13 protein-coding genes are annotated in these 18,324 nt (G+C 38.5%); 5 read left to right on the forward strand and 8 right to left on the reverse strand.

Annotated elements, in window-relative coordinates; translation table 11 throughout:
• The first annotated feature begins 100 nt into the window (after positions 1 to 100).
• Entirely contained in the window at positions 101 to 1,261 is a 1,161-nt protein-coding gene (argE, locus tag I6F49_RS08775; RefSeq protein WP_197179866.1) for an acetylornithine deacetylase, read from the forward strand.
• A gap of 68 nt (positions 1,262 to 1,329) precedes the next feature.
• Here argE and I6F49_RS08780 read toward each other — a convergent pair whose 3' ends face one another.
• Both I6F49_RS08780 and radA read right to left on the reverse strand, forming a co-directional pair.
• The gene (locus tag I6F49_RS08780; protein ID WP_197179868.1) at positions 1,330 to 2,262 is read right to left on the reverse strand and encodes a hypothetical protein; all 933 of its coding nucleotides are present in this window, start codon (positions 2,260 to 2,262) and stop codon (positions 1,330 to 1,332) included.
• A 75-nt stretch (positions 2,263 to 2,337) separates the two neighbouring features.
• The gene (radA, locus tag I6F49_RS08785) at positions 2,338 to 3,723 is read right to left on the reverse strand and encodes a DNA repair protein RadA (protein ID WP_166420897.1); all 1,386 of its coding nucleotides are present in this window, start codon (positions 3,721 to 3,723) and stop codon (positions 2,338 to 2,340) included.
• A 362-nt stretch (positions 3,724 to 4,085) separates the two neighbouring features.
• Here radA and I6F49_RS08790 point away from each other — a divergent pair, with 362 nt between their 5' ends.
• The gene (locus I6F49_RS08790; protein ID WP_197179870.1) at positions 4,086 to 6,563 is read left to right on the forward strand and encodes a PilZ domain-containing protein; all 2,478 of its coding nucleotides are present in this window, start codon (positions 4,086 to 4,088) and stop codon (positions 6,561 to 6,563) included.
• A gap of 20 nt (positions 6,564 to 6,583) precedes the next feature.
• On the opposite strand, the gene serB is transcribed toward I6F49_RS08790, so the two are convergent.
• Positions 6,584 to 7,612, reverse strand: a complete 1,029-nt coding sequence (gene serB, locus I6F49_RS08795; RefSeq protein ID WP_197179872.1) for a phosphoserine phosphatase SerB — start codon at positions 7,610 to 7,612, stop codon at positions 6,584 to 6,586.
• Between the two features lie 152 nt (positions 7,613 to 7,764).
• Here serB and I6F49_RS08800 point away from each other — a divergent pair, with 152 nt between their 5' ends.
• Positions 7,765 to 8,385: an AhpA/YtjB family protein gene (locus I6F49_RS08800; protein WP_197179875.1), complete on the forward strand. Its 621-nt coding sequence runs from the start codon at positions 7,765 to 7,767 to the stop codon at positions 8,383 to 8,385.
• On the opposite strand, the gene I6F49_RS08805 is transcribed toward I6F49_RS08800, so the two are convergent.
• From I6F49_RS08805 to I6F49_RS08825, 5 genes are all read right to left on the reverse strand, one after another.
• On the reverse strand, positions 8,352 to 9,119 hold the full coding sequence (locus I6F49_RS08805; protein ID WP_197179877.1) for a TatD family hydrolase: 768 nt from the start codon (positions 9,117 to 9,119) through the stop codon (positions 8,352 to 8,354). The genes I6F49_RS08800 and I6F49_RS08805 overlap by 34 nt on opposite strands.
• 21 nt (positions 9,120 to 9,140) lie before the next feature.
• Positions 9,141 to 9,779 carry a pyridoxamine 5'-phosphate oxidase gene (gene pdxH / locus I6F49_RS08810; RefSeq protein WP_197179879.1) on the reverse strand — a complete coding sequence of 213 codons (639 nt, stop codon included), beginning with the start codon at positions 9,777 to 9,779 and terminating at the stop codon, positions 9,141 to 9,143.
• 389 nt (positions 9,780 to 10,168) lie between these two features.
• A complete protein-coding gene (argS, locus tag I6F49_RS08815; protein ID WP_197179881.1) occupies positions 10,169 to 11,911 on the reverse strand; it encodes an arginine--tRNA ligase in 1,743 nt (580 codons plus the stop codon).
• 57 nt (positions 11,912 to 11,968) lie between these two features.
• Positions 11,969 to 13,558, reverse strand: coding sequence for a peptide chain release factor 3 (gene prfC, locus I6F49_RS08820; protein WP_197179883.1), 1,590 nt, complete (start codon positions 13,556 to 13,558; stop codon positions 11,969 to 11,971).
• Between the two features lie 415 nt (positions 13,559 to 13,973).
• Positions 13,974 to 14,348, reverse strand: coding sequence for an isochorismatase (locus I6F49_RS08825; protein ID WP_197179885.1), 375 nt, complete (start codon positions 14,346 to 14,348; stop codon positions 13,974 to 13,976).
• 102 nt (positions 14,349 to 14,450) lie between these two features.
• Here I6F49_RS08825 and I6F49_RS08830 point away from each other — a divergent pair, with 102 nt between their 5' ends.
• Both I6F49_RS08830 and I6F49_RS08835 read left to right on the forward strand, forming a co-directional pair.
• Positions 14,451 to 15,338, forward strand: coding sequence for a LysR family transcriptional regulator (locus tag I6F49_RS08830; protein ID WP_197179887.1), 888 nt, complete (start codon positions 14,451 to 14,453; stop codon positions 15,336 to 15,338).
• A 281-nt stretch (positions 15,339 to 15,619) separates the two neighbouring features.
• Positions 15,620 to 18,286 carry an ATP-binding protein gene (locus I6F49_RS08835; protein WP_197179889.1) on the forward strand — a complete coding sequence of 889 codons (2,667 nt, stop codon included), beginning with the start codon at positions 15,620 to 15,622 and terminating at the stop codon, positions 18,284 to 18,286.
• Positions 18,287 to 18,324: the final 38 nt, after the last annotated feature.

Raw genomic sequence — 18,324 nt, forward strand, 5'->3', positions numbered from 1 at the left:
TTACTTTAATATATTTATGCTTAAAAAGTGAATTGATATTCATCATAAATACTTTTATATTGTTATGCAATTAAATTGAATACTTATTTTGGATTTTTTTATGCCTTTACCTTCGTTTATTTCCATGTACCAACAATTGATTGCAGCCCCTTCTATTAGTGCTATTGAAGACAACCTGTGTATGAGCAATAAAAATGTAATCGAACTCCTAGCCAGTTGGTGCAAAACACTCGGTTTTACGTGTGAAATTATAGAATTAGAAGGAGGTAAGGGGCGCTATAATTTATTAGCAAAACGCGGAGAAGGTGATGGCGGACTAATGCTAGCTGGTCATACCGACACAGTGCCTTTTGATGACAGTCGTTGGAATCATAATCCGTTTAAACTTACCGAACTCGATAATAAATTGTATGGATTAGGAAGTATTGATATGAAAGGCTTTTTTGCCTTTGTATTGCAAGCGATCAGTGAACTTGATGAAAAATACCAAACTCAACCTATTTTAATACTCGCCACTGCTGACGAAGAAACAACAATGGCAGGTGCACAACAAATATGTAAACACCCCAATTTAAAACCTGCACGCTGTATAATAGGCGAACCTACTGATATGACTCCAGTATTTATGCACAAAGGCCATATGAGTACAGCAATAAGAGTAGTTGGTCGCTCTGGCCATAGCTCAGATCCCGAACGTGGTCTTAACGCCATTGAAGTAATGCATAAAGTGATTACAAAATTGATGATCTTAAAAGAACAATTAAAGCATAAGTATTCAATAAACCACTTCGAAATCCCTTACCCAACTTTAAACTTAGGTAATATTCATGGCGGCGATAACGCGAATAGAATTTGTGGTTGCTGTGAAATGCACATAGATATGCGTCCATTACCAGGTTTAAGTGTACAAGAACTACAAGCATTAGTGCTTGATGCAACGAAAGAAATTAATGATCAATACTCTAACGCTGTGAGTGTTATTGATTTACACGAGCCCATTCCTGCATTTAGTGGCAGTACTGACAGTGCTTTAGTAAAAATGGCTGAAAAAATAGCGGGTCAAAAAGCGGTCGCGGTAAATTACTGTACTGAAGCTCCTTTTATCCAGCAACTCGGTTGTGAAACAATTGTAATGGGCCCTGGCTCAATTAACCAAGCGCATCAACCTGACGAGTTTTTAGCAATGGAAAAAATAAAACCATCCCAACAAATAATCACCGATATTATTAAAGCCAATTGCTTTAGCTATCAGAGTCACTAGCAGCTTATAACAACACAAATAATAAAGGCGCCAATTGGCGCCTTTATTAAATGATTAAATACTGATATTTAATCACCTTTAACTTCTAAATTAATAAACTTAACTAGCTCTTCAGGTTGCCCTACTAGCATCATAACTTGTTGATTAATTTCCATCATGGTTTTGCCTTCAGGTAGCTTTGCAGATACGCTAAATGAATTTAAACCTTTAGCAAAGCTAGTTAAAGCTGCAGCTATGTCTTCAGTAACAGGCGCTTGTTGCAACTGTTGCTCTAGCGTCACTTCCATCTGCTCAAGCGTCATACCTTGCTTTTCAAGCTCGCTTGATAATAAATCTTTTAGCTTACCTTGGTTATTTAAAACAAAGCTAACATTACGTGGCTCTAACTTACTCATTGCTTGCATAACAAGTGTTTGCTGCTGTAACTCTTGCTCGTAAGTAAGTGGCTGGTTACCCGCTTCTTGTTGCGCTTTACTAATCGCTAATGAGGCATCCATTAAGGCTTTTGAATTAGCCAAGCCCATATCCATGTTAAAACTAACAATGTCTTTTGCATCAAGCTTAACAACTACATCACTATTGCCAGACTCTTCATCGTAATCAAGTGATGAATGTAAGTCGTAACTTGCTGACGCTAGCATTTCGTTTGTGTCAGCAGGTAATTTTGAAACAAAATCTTTGTCAAACTGAAAGCTTTTTACATCAAACGATGTATGTGGTGATATTTTATCTGGCTCGTAACCAGTTATTTCAATGCTTTGAATATTTGCAACATTGTCACCCTCAGGGCTTATTACTTCCATGTTTACTATTTCTACGCTTTTTGAAATAACACTTGCCGATAAACCAGCGTATTTAAATGTAGCACCAGTTTGCTCGCTTACTAGAGCAAGTTGCTTATCTACTTCTGCACGCACTTCTTGTGTAGCTACATAATTTGCATAGCTCACGCCACCAACGCCCGCAGCTACAATTGCTGCAACTATTACTAACTTTTTCATGTTATTTCCTTATTCTATTCTTTGTGTGAACCGAGTTTTCTTAAGAGTAACATTACACATTAACACCCGTAAGTGTTAATTAATTAAACTAAGCAACTCATGTACTGTTTTAACTGGCGTAATTTTAGCGCCAAGCCCTTCCATTGATTTATGATAATTACGAAATGGAATGTATATTTCTGTAAAACCATGCTGAGCGGCTTCTTTAACACGTGGTACACCACTGTCGATTGGGCGTACGTCACCGTTTAAACTCAGCTCACCCATAATACAAGTGGTTCGCGGTACAACAAACTCATTTAAACTGCTAAGTAGCGCGGTAACCAATGCTAAATCAATACACGTTTCTGTTTCATCAATTCTTAGGCCGCCAACAATATTAAAAAAAGTATCGTGAAATATTTTAGTTTTAGTGTGTTTGCGTAATATACCGGTCAGCATTTTTATGCGATTCATGTTTAAACCAACACAAACACGCTGCGGAAACTCAGCCTCAGTTTCGGTAGTTAAACATTGAATCTCAAGTAATAAATTACGGTTACCTTTACGGATACAGGTAATTGTAGAGCCTGGTGAATCAGTTGTAGACCCCGATAAGAATATTTCGCTCGGGTTATCAACACTTAACATCCCGCGTTCGCACATTTTAAAAATGCCAACTGTATCAATATCGCCAAAGCGGTTTTTATTTGCCCTAAGGGTACGAATTTGCCCATCGTTGGTGTCTATATGTAACAGTGCATCTACAATGTGTACCAATGTTTGCGGGCCCGCTATTTCGTTATTTTTATTTACGTGAGCAATAATGAACATAGTTACATCGTTTTGCTTACAGTATTGAGTTAATGCTTGAGCGGCACTTTTTACTTGCGAAGGCGAGCCTGGGCTACCATTTGCCGTTTCGGTTACAACGGCTTGAATCGAGTCGATGACAGCAAACTTAATTTTATTCTTTTCGAGCTCTTCAATAATAGTTTCAACGCTCGTTTCTGAAAGTAAATAAAGCTCGTCAGGGTTATAGTTTAATTTTAAACGGTTAACCCTATTTTTAAACTGCGATAATGACTCCTCGGCCGTACAGTAAAGTGACGGCATACGCTGTGACATTCTCGCTACTAAATCAGATAATAGAGTGGTTTTACCCGCACCTGGATCACCCGAAATTATATTAACAGAGCCGGTAGTTACACCACCGCTTAGCACGCGATCGAGCTCGCCTATTTCAGTTAGCTGTTTTTCGGCCTCTGATGTAGCAATATCATTGATTTTTTTAGAACCACCACCAGCGCCGCCAGCATACCCGCCTACATTCGCTCGAACTGATGTTTTTTTACTTTGCCCTGCTGAAGGTTTAAATTCTGCTAATGTGTTCCACGCACCGCAGCGGCATTGACCCTGCCAACGTGGGTAGTTCATGCCACATTCGGTACACACAAACTCTATTTTTGCCGCTTTAGTCATTTATAACCTTATCTACGATTCTTTAATTTTAAAAACATTCACTGTTAATAACTTATTTTGCCACTTCAAGCATTTATTTAGCAACATACTCTTGCCTACATAAAAATCTAGCGCCACAATCATTAAATACAAATGATGTTTCTTTTTAGCTATAATTTAGGGCATACTTTTTGCTTTGAAATAGTTTAAAGTAACTTGCCAACAAAATGGCATATAACACATAATAACAAGAGCTAATCGGTAGTAACTAAAATAATCGTACCTATATTAATAACATAGCGCGATTTAACATTTATTAAATTTTTAATAAATGGACTTAACAGTATACCTACTTTTTCAATTAGACGGTGATGGTTTTATAAATGGCTGATGACATAATGCTCAAACACGAAGACCTCGTGAATGAGTTAAAAACATATTTAGGCAATGCTAAATTTGACCTAATTTTTAAATCAAAAACCGCTGGGTTAACTAAACCTGAGCAATTTTTGATGAAAATGGAAATGTCGCGCTTATCTCAGCCTGTGGCACGCTTTGTTGATCTTCGTGGATTAGTAACAGGCCAAGTAAAACCATATGAACACAACGGTAAACAGCACTTTATGGATGACACAGCCATTGAAGTGTTTGAAAAAGCGCTAAAACAGCATGGCGAATACACCCTAGCCGTTTACGAAGCCGTAATGAATACAGAAAATAACCACCGCGTATTACAAAAACAAGCCGCAGAAAAATCAGAATTACAAGAATTAGAAAGTAACTTAAGCACTGAAGTTATTAAGTTTGCCTCTTACGAGAGTCGCCGTGAAGAGCGAATGAATTACTCTATAAAAGTAACTATTGATTACAAAGATAAAAAGAACATTGCAGCGAGTACTTCAGATATATCTTTAAGCGGTTGTAAGGTTAAGCTAGCAACTCGTTACTCTATAAAAAAAGGCGAGCTAATTGCAATGCGCCTAGTGGGTCTTGAACAAGATTTTGAGTTGGGTTTAAAAAATGGCATTCAGTACGAAGTTGTTGCCGTAGAAAACATTTCTCGCGAATTTAACCACATCCGCTTAAAACGCACTTATATAGAAAATAACGATCCCTTTAATGACTTTTTAGAAAGCTTTATTCACGGTAATAAACGTCGTTATAAAGTAAATCTAGATAATACACTAGATGCTGTAGTATCTAAGGGCTATGAGCAATATTACATCCCTCGTGTAACGTCTTTATATGTATTTTTAAGCAAAAAAGATGAGCAATATTACCCAAGCCTTAGCCTTACTACTGAAAATAATATTTTTATCCAGCGCTACTTTACCGACGAAAGAAAAGTTCCATGTTTATACAATGTACTTAACCATCAGCGTATTACACAATTATTAACTCAAATAACCGCGGTTAAAGAAGATTATCTCTATACATTTACCCATGTATCATCAGGTAAAATTTATTACTACTCAGCAACGCGTACAGAACTAAGTAACAACCCTAATTTACGCGATTTATTTTTAGGTTTTGGTAGTCAAAAAGAGAGTTGGCAGTGCTTTAAAATACAAATAATGCCAAGCCACCCGGATGATTCTTTTATACCGCTTTCATTACCAAATAGTGCTGGTGAAAATATAGAAAAATTAAATAAGCCGCCTTCACCTCGTGTAAAAGGCCTTATAAAAGACGTTAAATATATTGTTGTACTCACTAGTATTGGCAATAAAGCAGAGCAAGCAGATTATAAACAGCTTACTTTTGATAAAGCATTAGTAAATCAGCTTAAGCATTTTGGTCATGCTAAACACAAAACTCCACCTTATTTAGATATTGTGCCACTTGAATACGTAAATTTACGCTCACATAAGCGCTACCTTTATAAAACACCGGTTAGTGTCACGATTAATGATGAAGTATTTAACGGTTATACACGTGACTTTTCAGTAATGGGTTTGCAGTTAGAGTGCGAACAACCAGCTACATTTAAAAAAGGCGACATTGTACTTTTAACATTTCCTGAGCTTCAAAAAATAACTAAAAAGCATAAACTTAGTGAGCTAAAGTACGAAGTAATGGCCATCAGTAAATCATTCACTACTATCAACTTAAAAGCGAATCGCATTGCTGATTTACCCCATGCCGGCGTGACCTTTTTCACTCAGCTAATAGAAGGGAATAAAGACAAACTTAAAGTATCTGAAGAAGCGCCAAAAGTAGAAGGCCTATCTACCGCACTTAGAAATATGGTGACGAAAAGCGTTTGCCAATTTCCGCTGTATTTACACAAAGAAGTAGCACACTTTAAAACGGGTGCAATTGGTTATGGTTTATACGCTAGCCCTATTCATGTGATTTTGCAAAACTTTGGTCTATTAGGCAATAAAACTGATTTTTCGAGCATTCTGACCGAAGAGCAGATTATTAATGTAATAACACCTAATATAAAAGATCGTAGCCGCCAAGACCCACCACTCGCTTTTACACTCGCTATTAATTTTGACCCTCGTAAAGGCAGTATTGAAGAGGCTATTGTTAGCCAATGCGCCCTAGGTGAAGACTACTCCAGCTTTTATAAACAAATTAGTAAAGGCATTACATCACAACTTATATTTGTGATGCGTTTGTATATTTCGCGCACAGGTCGCCCCGATACTGACTACCTATCTAATGAGCTTAAATACGTAAGCCAGTACGCAATGCACAAAGCAAAAGATTTAGAAGAAGCATTATGGGCTGTTGCAGGCGTGGGTGATGTAGTAGATATAACTGAAGAAGCTTTAAGCCATTTAGAACTTAAAAAAGAGCAAGTTGAACAAATGGGCCGCCGTAAGCTAATTTGGTTAAACCGCTTGCGCTAAGCGGTTTAACTTAAACAACTTTAAAGAGCGGGCTCATTTTCTAACGGAATAGCCAACATATACAACAATTGCAATAATGATCCTTCACAAATAGCCGCTTGTGCTTGCTCAACTACTTTAGGCTTGCCATGTACTGCTACACCTAGGCCTGCTTTTGCCATCATGATTAAATCATTTGCGCCATCACCAATAGCAACTGTTTGCGACTTTTCAAGCTCTAGCTTTTGTTGGAGAGACTCTAAAATAATTGCTTTTTGCTGTGCATCTACAATTGTACCTAGTACTTTTCCTGTTAGTTTATCGTCTTTAAATTCAAGTACATTAGCGTGTACTTCATCTAAATTAATAAGCTCTTGAACGCGCTCTGCAAACGGTACAAAACCACCTGATGCAATTGCTAAATACCAATTATGTTGCTTTAAAATTTGGCACAGTGCTTTAATACCAGGCATTAAAGGCAATACACCTTTTAGCTCTTCAATTAAACTTTTTTCAATACCCGCAAGCTTGGCTACGCGCTGATTTAAACTCTCGCTAAAATCAAGTTTACCCGCCATTGCAAGAGCGGTTACAGAAGCAACTTCATCGTATACATCCGCAAGACGTGCTATTTCATCAATGCACTCAATGGTTATTGCAGTTGAATCCATATCCATAACCAATAAACCAGGCTCATATAAATTAGGCGGTGTAGCAACTTGCACTAATTGGCAATCAAGCGTGTTTGAAAACTCTTGTAACACGAGCGGGTTTATAGCTTGATCGCAGTTTTGCGCGTAAAAACATAGTGCTGGAGCTAACCCTAAATCTGGTTGGTATTGGCATATGGCGGTTACTGTTTGGTTATGCGTAGCTAAAAAGTCGATAATATTAATAATATGTTTTTCTTCAAAATCACCTGCAAACGCGATGCTAAATAACCCCAATGCTTTGTTTGGGATATGATTGAGAGGGGTAAATACACCTCCACTATAACTAAACCATGTATTTAGAGTTAAGCGTTGTAATAGTTGCTCAGCAGTTGGCTGTGCCATGTTGATTTGCGACATGGGATCTCCGTGTTTGTTTTTATTTTCCTGATAGTTGGCATATCAAAATGGGTATTCTCAACACTAAATTCGCCATCAGGTGGGGTTTAAGGTTATAGTTAGTGTAGTTGTAACATCAAATCAAAATGCTGTCAGCAGCATAAACGGTGACTATGAAAAATAACCATATTAAAAACCCTATATCCGCATCTCAAAGAAAGCGACTTGTTCGCTTAATACTTGCGGCTGGCTGTTTTGTATTACTAAGCTGGGTAGGTGTTAATAGTAGTTTTCAGAGTCATCAGTTACTTTATGATAGTGCAGACAGCACCGCAAAAAGCCTCACTCAATTTATGGCTTTAAATGTAAAAACGCCGCTTATTGAAAAAAACAAACCACAACTCAATGCCATTTGTAATGACATAAGCAAAGATGAGTTTGTGCTTTCGGCGACTATTTACGATCAACAGGGTATTTTATTAGCCAGTAGCGATAATTGGCAGTCGCACCATGTTTATGGTCAGCTTTCTGACTCTACGCCTGGGATAAGCAAATTAAAAACGCCTTTTATGGAGCCGGTAATAAGCGACGATGACCGCCCTATTGGCTTTGTTTCAGTGACTTATTTAACTCGCGCCGCGATAGCTAAAAGCCATAACCATTTTCATGATTTAGGTAGGCAGGTTTTATTAATGTTAGTGATTGCCTGTATTTTCACATGGCAATTAGGCCGAGGGTTAAAACGCTGGCAAGTAAACCGTTATATGCAAAAAACATCTGAGCAAGAATCGTAAAGCTGCTTTGCAAGTACATCTCTATCACTGTATGGCTTTAAATCACATAACGCGTTAAACACACTAGGTATATGCAATGGCGTGTTAACCTCCCCTTGATAGCCACTTAACGGCATTGAAGGTGAATCCGTTTCAAGCACTAAGTGCTCTGGCTCAATAGCAGCAATAACAGCACGTGTTTTAGCTGCCCGCTCATACGTAATAACACCGCCTACACCAAGCTTAAAACCTTGCTTAATATAATACTGCGCTTGTTGAAGTGAGCCCGAAAAGGCATGAATAACTCCCCCATTTTTTGGTTTACAACGTTTAAACGATTGCGAAATTAAATCATGGCTTTGCCTGTGGTGCACAATAAGCGGTAAGCTTAGCTCATTAGAAAGCCCTATTTGCTGCTCAAATAAATACGTTTGTTTAGGAAGGTTTTCAATACTTCGATCAAGCCCGCATTCTCCAATAGCTACCAGTTGGCGCTTATTTGTAGTTGCGAACTCAAAAAGCGCTTCTATGTGCGATTCTTCATGTTGATCTAAAAAGTAAGGATGCAGCCCTGCGGCTATTTTTATACTTGGGTAGGTTGTTTTGAGTTCAATGAGGGCATGCGATTGAGCAAGCGTAATACCAGGCACAACGAACTGATTAACTCCCTTTGCTACACACTCGTTTATGAGTGATTCACGATTCGAATCAAACTCACTAAAGTCGAGATGGCAATGAGAGTCAATAAATTGCACGGTTACTTACTCATCTTTTAATTAAGGGTTTAAGCGTGTAATTTGCCAGCTGTTATCTGCTTGGCGCTGATACATAAAGCGGTCGTGCAAACGATGCGCCCCACCTTGCCAAAACTCAACTTTAGTGGGTACTACACAATAACCCCCCCAAAAATCAGGAAGTGGAATTTCACCTTTAGCAAACTTGTTTTTCATGTTGGCAAAGGTTTCCATCAACACTTTACGCGACGATATAGGCCGACTTTGCGCTGATGCCCACGCTGCTAATTGGCTTTCTTTAGGGCGCGATAAAAAGTACTTTGCAACGGCTGATGTCGGTAATGGTTTAGCCTCGCCATACACAATAACCTGGCGCTCCATATGATGCCACGGAAAGTGCAAGGAAATTTTGTTATTGCCTTTAAGCTCTTGGGCTTTACGCGAGCCTGTATTGGTAAAAAAGACAAAACCGTCATCATCCAAATGCTTTAAAAGCACAATACGCTGTGAAGGTTGACCACTTTCATCAACAGTTGCTACAACCATTGCTGTTGGATCGGGTAACTGGCTCGTTACAGCATGCTCAAGCCACGTTTTAAATTGCTTAAACGGATCATCTTGCAAGTTATCTTCGCTTAACGCGTCTTGCAGGTATTCACGACGGATATCTTCGAGTTTCATAACAAGTCCTTTAAATAAAGCCTAGAAAAGAGCTTAGAGTAGCGAGCTTAAAAAATGGGTATTGAGTAACAACAAATATCGAGTCTCAGATGTATCGTTGGGTTTCACTCAACCCAACCTACAACGCGAACTACACAACTCAGATATCTGCAAGTGTAGAAGTGCTACCAAGGCGGAGTGCTTTTTTATGCCAAGGAGCATACATTTAGTATGTGACTTAGGCTAAATAGTTTTACCAACGTAAACTACACAACTCAGATATCTGCAAGTGTAGAAGTGCTGACAAGGCGGAGTGCTTTTTTATGCCAAGGAGCATACATTTAGTATGTGACTTAGGCTAAAAAAGCACGACAACACAGTCAAAGCGAACTACACGCAGCAGACGGTGATTACATTTGCTCCATGACTTCAATGCCTAGTAAATCCAATCCCGTTTCTAATGTTTTAGAAACCAAATTACACAGCACTAAACGGCTATCACGTACACTTGGCTCTACGCCTTCTTTAAGTACTGGGCAGGCTTCATAAAATGTCATGTATAAACTTGCTAGCTCATATAAGTAACCACATAGTACGTGCGGTGTTGCCTCGGTGATCATTAAATCAAGTACTTCTTCAAGCTGTAGTAGCTTAAGTGCAAGTGCTTTTTCTTGAGGTTCAACAATTGCTACGTCTGAATTTAACGTAGTTGCATCAACGCCTGACTTACGGAAAATACTACGTATACGTGTATAAGCATATTGTAAGTAAGGAGCGGTTGCGCCTTCAAAGCTTAGCATGCTGTCCCAGTTGAAAATGTAATCGCTGGTACGGTGCTTAGAAAGGTCAGCGTATTTAACTGCGCCAATACCTACTTTACGGGCAATTTCGCTGCGCTCGCTATCACTTAAGTCAGATTCACGTTCAGCTAATTTAGTTGCTGCGCGGTTAATTGACTCTTCTAGTAAGTCAGCTAATTTTACTGTGCCGCCAGTACGTGTTTTAAATGGTTTGTTATCGGCGCCCATCATGGTGCCAAATGGGCAAAACTCGTAACTTGTTTCGTCTCGTAATAAACCTGCTTTACGCGCTGTTAGCTCTACTTGAGTAAAATGCAGGTTTTGACGCGCATCAACAAAAATCAAGATACGATCAGCACCTAGTTTATTTGAGCGATAATCACATGCAGCTAAATCGGTTGTTGCATATAAAAAGCCACCGCCAGATTTTTGCACAATAAACGCAGATGGCTCGCCATCTTTATTTGCCAGCTCATCTAAAAATACAACTTGTGCACCTTGCGACTCTACTGCAATGTTTTTATCTTTAAGCAGGCTAATTATATCTTTAAGCTCAGCGTTATATGCGCTTTCAGCCATAATATCGGCTTGGGTAAGCGTTACATTTAAACGTTTGTATACTTCTTCAGAGTGCTTAACTGAGGTGGCTATAAATAGTTTCCAAAGTTTTTCACAGTGTGCGTCGCCGCCTTGTAGTTTAACAACGTAATTACGGGCTTTATCTGCAAAGCCTTCTTCGTCATCAAAACGTTTTTTAGCGTCGCGGTAAAAGGTTTCTAAATCAGCAAGTGCTACAGTATCTAAGTCAACACCTTGGCTAATTTGATCCTCTAAATGCGCGATTAACATACCAAATTGCGTGCCCCAATCACCCATGTGATTTTGACGTACTACCGTGTCGCCTCTAAATTCAAGCGCACGTACAATTGAGTCACCAATAATAGTTGAACGTAAGTGACCTACGTGCATTTCTTTAGCAAGGTTTGGTGATGAGTAATCAACCACTACTTTTTGTGGATTAGCGTGCTCGTTTACAGCAAGCTTTGCATCGCTATTAGCTGCTTTAACGCTTTGCGCTAAAAACTCAGGCTTTAAGTGAATATTAATAAAACCAGGGCCTGCGATTTCAGTTTTTTCTGCGATATCGCTTACATCAAGGTTATCTATAATTTTTTGCGCAAGCTCACGAGGGTTGCTTTTCATTTTTTTAGCCGCGCCCATAGCTGCATTAATTTGGTAATCACCAAACTGTGGGCGTGTGCTTTGCGTTACTGCTGGGTTTGTGTCTTCAGGTAAGCCTGCGCCCGCCATAGCGGCAATAGCTTTTTCGATTAAAATAGTACGAATATTCATGTTTTTACCTTTATAAGCCCACCAAAGCAGGCTTTCTTTTAATTCTTTGAATGAGTTCTAGTTTTCGCGTGTATGGTTAAACGTTACTTCTGGGTAGCGCTCTACCGATAAGTTAAGGTTTACACGGCTCGGCGCTATGTAAGTTAAGTTATCGCCACCATCAAGTGCTAAATTGCTTTCGCACTTACGTTTAAATTCTTCAAACTTTTTAACATCGCTGCTTTCTACCCAGCGTGCTGTATTTACGTTTATACCTTCGTAAATAGCATCTACGTTATATTCAGCTTTTAAACGTGCTACAACCACATCAAACTGAAGTACACCTACTGCGCCCACAATTAAATCGTTGTTTATAAGCGGTCTAAATACCTGCACAGCACCCTCTTCAGAAAGCTGTACTAAGCCTTTTAATAATTGCTTTTGCTTAAGCGGATCGCGAAGACGAATACGGCGGAACAACTCAGGGGCAAAGTTTGGAATACCACTAAATTTAAGTTTTTCGCCTTGAGTAAATGTATCACCAATTTGAATTGTACCGTGGTTATGCAAACCAATAATATCGCCAGCGTAAGCATCTTCTGCGCGCTCACGATCGCCCGCCATAAAGGTTACCGCATCAGAAATACTTACTTGCTTGCCAATTCGCACGTGATTCATTTTCATGCCTTGGCTGTACTTACCCGACACAATACGCATAAATGCAATACGGTCTCGGTGTTTTGGATCCATGTTTGCCTGAATTTTAAATACAAAGCCGGTAAAGTTTTCTTCAGTTGCAACAACAAGTCTGTCTTCAGTTTCACGTGGTAATGGCGTTGGTGCCCATTTAGTTAAACCATCTAAAACATGGTCAACACCAAAGTTACCCAGTGCAGTACCATAATAAACAGGCGAAAGCTTACCGGCTAAAAACAGCTCTAAATCAAATTCGTTTGATGCACCAATAACAAGCTCAAGTTCATCGCGTAATTGCGCAGCTAAATCTTCGCCAATAGCGATATCTAGCTCTGGGTTATCAAGCCCTTTAATAGTGCGAACGTCTTGAATTTTATGACCTTGACCTGTTTTGTATAAAACAGCTTCGTCATTATGAATGTGGTAAACACCTTTAAACTCTTTACCACAGCCTATTGGCCAAGTGATGGGCGCACAGGCAATATTTAGCTCTGTTTCAACTTCGTCCAGCACTTCCATTGGGTCGCGTATTTCACGGTCACACTTATTCATAAATGTAACAATTGGCGTTGTACGCAGGCGTGTAACTTCCATGAGCTTACGGGTACGATCTTCTACACCCTTTGCCGCATCAATAACCATTAAGCACGAATCTACCGCTGTTAGCGTGCGGTAAGTATCTTCCGAGAAGTCTTCGTGTCCTGGCGTATCAAGTAAATTAACAAGCGCATTGTTATACGGAAATTGCATTACCGAGGTAGTAACCGATATACCACGCTCTTTTTCCATTTCCATCCAGTCAGATTTTGCATGCTGGTTAGAGCCACGACCTTTTACAGTACCGGCTCTTTGAATAGCTTGTCCGAACAACAATACTTTTTCGGTGATAGTTGTTTTACCAGCATCCGGGTGAGAGATGATAGCAAAAGTCCTTCGCTTGCTGATTTCATTGATAATAGTTTGGTCTGCCATTAATAAATTCTTTTAGTTTGATGCGGGGTTGAATGCATTTAAATAAGCGCTTGCGAGTAAACCCGTAATGTTGATCGTAATTAGCTACTATTTTCGCTGATTTTAACGTTATAAACAGCTGATAATAAAACGCCAATAGCTAATTTTTTAATAATGGCAATTGTAACAGGAGTCGGTATAAAAGTGTGCTATCTAACTTAAAAATATCTTAGCTTTGTAATGAAGAGATATGAATAGAAATATTTGAAATATGGTCAGCAATTAAATTACAGACCATTTTATAATTGCTTAAGCGATGATTCGTTGCTTTTTAAGCTTATTTTCACCGAGGAATTTATATAAGTATTTTATTTCAAAACCTTAGATAAATTAGACTTACCAGTTAGCACATACTCGACTCTAAATTAATAATTACTTAGCGCTCACCTAACACTTCAAAATCGTCACTTTTTAACTTTGCTTTTCCATCGGCTGCAACAACCCAATGCTCGCGATGAACAACACCGTGTGCTTGATTCATTGTCCATTTAGCTGATAAAACATAACCATCATCACCAAGCTTTTCCCATGTTACATCAGTGTATTGCACATTTTTAAAGCCTTGATCCATGATCCCTTGCCAAAAGCTTTCTATCGCAGCCTCTCCATTAAACACACCAAATGGGCGTGCATGCATTTCACAATCAGAAAAATACTGTTGCGCGCAGCCTTTTGCATCTTGGCTATTAAATGCATGCTGCCAATCCGCTATCCCTTGTTTGCATTTTTGAAGTACTAATTCGCTATTCATAGATCACCTGTAGTTAATAAATTACGCTTATATTAGTCATATCTTTTAATACTAAAAACAAAGATAATAAAAAATACAGTTTAGAAAAACAGAACAATAAACATGAGTAAATTTAAACAAATGTCGGTGTTTGCAAATATTGTTGAGGCAGGTTCTATATCTGCCGCAGCTGATAAACTTAATGTTTCTAAATCGGTAATAAGCCAGCATTTAAAAGCGTTAGAACTAGAGCTTGGGGTAACCCTTTTAAAACGCACAACGCGTAGGCAAGCATTAACGCCAACCGGCGAGCTGTTTTACATACAATGTAAAGAATTAAATAATATCGCGACTACGGCATGGGATACCGTAAAAACTCAACAAGCAGAGCCTACTGGTAATATAAAGATAACCGCTCCGAATGCATTAATGGAAACGCTTATTACCCCTGTTATTGCTAACTTAATGACTCAATACCCCAAATTAACGCCAGAGCTTGTAAGTGCCGATCAGCATATAGATTTTTTAGATCATAATATTGATCTCGCTATTCGAGTAGGTCCCTCAAAAGACAGCGCCCTAAAACAAAAGCGCATAGGTAGCTTTACCGACAGGCTGTGTATAAAAACGGGAGTAATTAAAAACCCTAAACAACTAGAGTCTGAAATATTAAATAAAACACCTTACATCGCTAACACTTGGCAAGGGTTAAATATAGATCACACTTTTAAAAATGAACATGGGGAAGCACTTCACTTCAGTACCCAAGCTCGCTGCCTTGCAAACTCGTTCCATAGTTGTTTATCGCTCATAAAAGCAGGAGCTGGAATGGGTCTGGTACCTGATTTTTACTTAAACTTGGTAAAGCCTTCACTTGAGGTAATTAACCCCGATTACTCACTTAGTAGTAAAAGTATTTATGCATTAACGCCCTACACGCGCAACATGCCAATCTCTGTAAAAATATGCATTGATGAAATAACAAAGCACTTAAACAAACTTACAACTTAAGTTTAATAAGCGTTACAGCACTTTTTTTAAATATATAAGGCATAAAAAATCACTTCTATATGTATAAATATTGTAAATTTTATTCAAGTACTAAAATACTATTTTAATAATACGTAACTTATTAAATTAAAATAACTTAACTATACAAATAAGCAGCTATTTTTAGCCAAATACCACACAATTAATGGTTACATTTCAGCCATCAAGACCGCTATAAGCTTGTTTAATAAAGTCGTAACGCATATTATTGATAGATTGCATGGAGGATAAGTAGTTTGGTCATGAAAACCAGTAAGTTAAGTATTAGATTATTATGGTATATAACACCTCTTGTTATTCTACCGTTGCTATTTTTAGGTGGCTTTACGCTCACCAATGTAACTAATTCAACTCAAAAACAAGCTGATTTAATAATGAGCCGTTTTGTTGAGCAGCAACAGCAAAAAATATTTAACTACATCGACTCTTTTCACTCTACTGCAAAGCTACTTTCAACATCTCCGGTACTCAGTGACTTTTTAGCAAATGACGTTCGCGCAAATGGAAATTACACGCGAAAACTTGGCGCACTAATGGATGTATTTGCCAGCTACAGTGAAGCCTATCCGGATATAATTAGTATTAATTTAGTCTCTGCCAGCGGGAAAAGTGACGCTTATTATTCTAACAACTTAACCACAGCCCCAAAAAGCTATCCATTTTTTAATCAAGTATTGCAAAGTAATTTAAGTAAACAGCAGTTTATGATTCAAAAAGATGATGGCACTACGAGTTTATATTTTATTCAACGAATTTATAGCGTTGATTACTACTTAAAGCGCCCACAACAGCTTGGGTTTATTGTAATGCATGTAGAGCCTTCAATACTTAACTCCAGCATTTTAGAAGCCCCGTATAACAACACACTTAATTTAATGCTGACCAAAGACGGTAAGATTTTATTTAGCTCTGACTACAACATGCGCGGCCAATATATAAGCGAATACGAACTCAACCAAATCCACGACTTAGCTGATATTGGCATGCTTTCGACCATTGAGCTCTCAAGCATAGATAAAATTGAGCGTATGATTTTTGCAGTGCAAATGCCTGGTGGATATTATTACGTATCGACCATTCCAAAAGGAGTGCTTTATCAATCAGGTAAAGCCATAAGTTTAATAACAGGCTTAATTGTTATTATTTCGGTGATCACCCTGCCAATATTAATTTTTGTAGTGGTACGTAATTTATTACTTAACCCAATTGAGTTACTAGGTGCTGCAAGCCACCGCGTGGGTGACGGTGATTTATCGGTGCACTTACCAGCTCATACAAATGATGAAGTAGGTGTTTTATTTAACGACTTTAACCACATGGTTAATCAAATAAGGCACTACCAACAACAGCTTGAAGAATATAAACACCATCTTGAAGATAAAGTAGAAAGCCGTACCCAAGCACTTGAAGCTATGAACAGCCAACTTGAGTTAGCTATTGGCCAAGCTGAGCAAGCTAATCAACTTAAGAGCCGCTTTTTAGCTAACATGAGCCACGAAATACGCACGCCGCTCACGGCTATTATGGGCTTTACAGAGCAGTTGTTACACAACGATAAAGTAACAAACGATAAGCAACACCTAAGCACTATTTTACGTAATTCAAAACACTTACTAGAGCTAATAAATAACATACTCGATTTATCAAAAATCGAAGCCGAAAAGCTAGCTGTTGATTTGTCAGCGTTAAACGTAGTGCAGCTTGTGCACGACATTGAATCAATTATTCAACCGCTGGCACAAGAAAAACAATTAACCCTTAATATAGACTATCAACTGCCGTTACCTCGCACCATTTATAGTGATGTGACCCGCTTAAAACAAATACTTATAAACATTGCTAATAACGCGGTTAAATTTACCGAAAATGGCAGTGTATCTATTTGTGTGCATTATTTAGAAGCGAGTCAAAAACTTGAGTTTGTAATCAAAGATACCGGTATTGGTATGTCTGAGCATCAAATAGAACGAGTATTTAAACCGTTTGAACAAGCCGATGCCACAACCACACGTCGTTTTGGTGGTACAGGTCTTGGGTTGTGTATTTCTAAAAACTTAGCACTGTTACTTGGTGGCGATGTAACTCTTGAAAGTGAAGTGGGTGTTGGTAGCCGTGTTACAATTAGGGTGGCATGTCAGTTATCAGATGATCAACCAATGCTTGAGTTTTTAACACAAGACAGCCAGTTAATACCAGAAAAAGACCCTCTCTTATCGTTTGCAACCAATAGCTTTGACGCCAATATATTAGTGGCTGAGGACAACCCAGATAACCAACTATTAATTAAATTACTACTGCAAACCTGGGGCCTTGAACCCGATATTGCTAACAATGGCGCACAAGCCGTAGAAATGGCTCTCGTAAACGACTACCAGCTTATTATTATGGATATGCAAATGCCTGTAATGGGCGGCTTAGAAGCGACTAAAATGCTACGCCATGCAGCATACGATGGCCCTATTATTGCTCTTACTGCCAATGTAATGAACCATGATATAGGCACCTATCTAGAAGCGGGTTGTGATAAAGCACTGGCTAAACCCATTGATAAAGATGCACTCGAAAAAGTACTTGTAAGCTATTTACATCTTGAAAAAGACAATCAAAATAAATGGGATAGCTTATTAAAGAGCGAGAAGTTTCAGCAAATAGCTGATAACTATTTAGCGAACTTACCTACATATTTAGAAGACGTTAAAGCTCTGCAACACTCTGATGACTGGGAAGCACTAAGAAGTATAGCGCACAGTATTAAAGGAAGTTCTGGATGCTTTAACTTTGATGAAATTTACCATAGCGCAGCAGCACTTGAAGAGAACTTAAAAAGTAACAATAAAGTACCAAGAGACGAGCTAGTAAATGATTTGATAGTAGCTATTGAGCAAGCTATTAGCGACAAAGAGTCCTAAAAAGCAAACTAGCAAAGCGGTACAAATACAGTGTTTTA

The sequence above is a fragment of the Pseudoalteromonas sp. SWN166 genome, assembly GCF_015864485.1.
GTDB lineage: Bacteria > Pseudomonadota > Gammaproteobacteria > Enterobacterales > Alteromonadaceae > Pseudoalteromonas.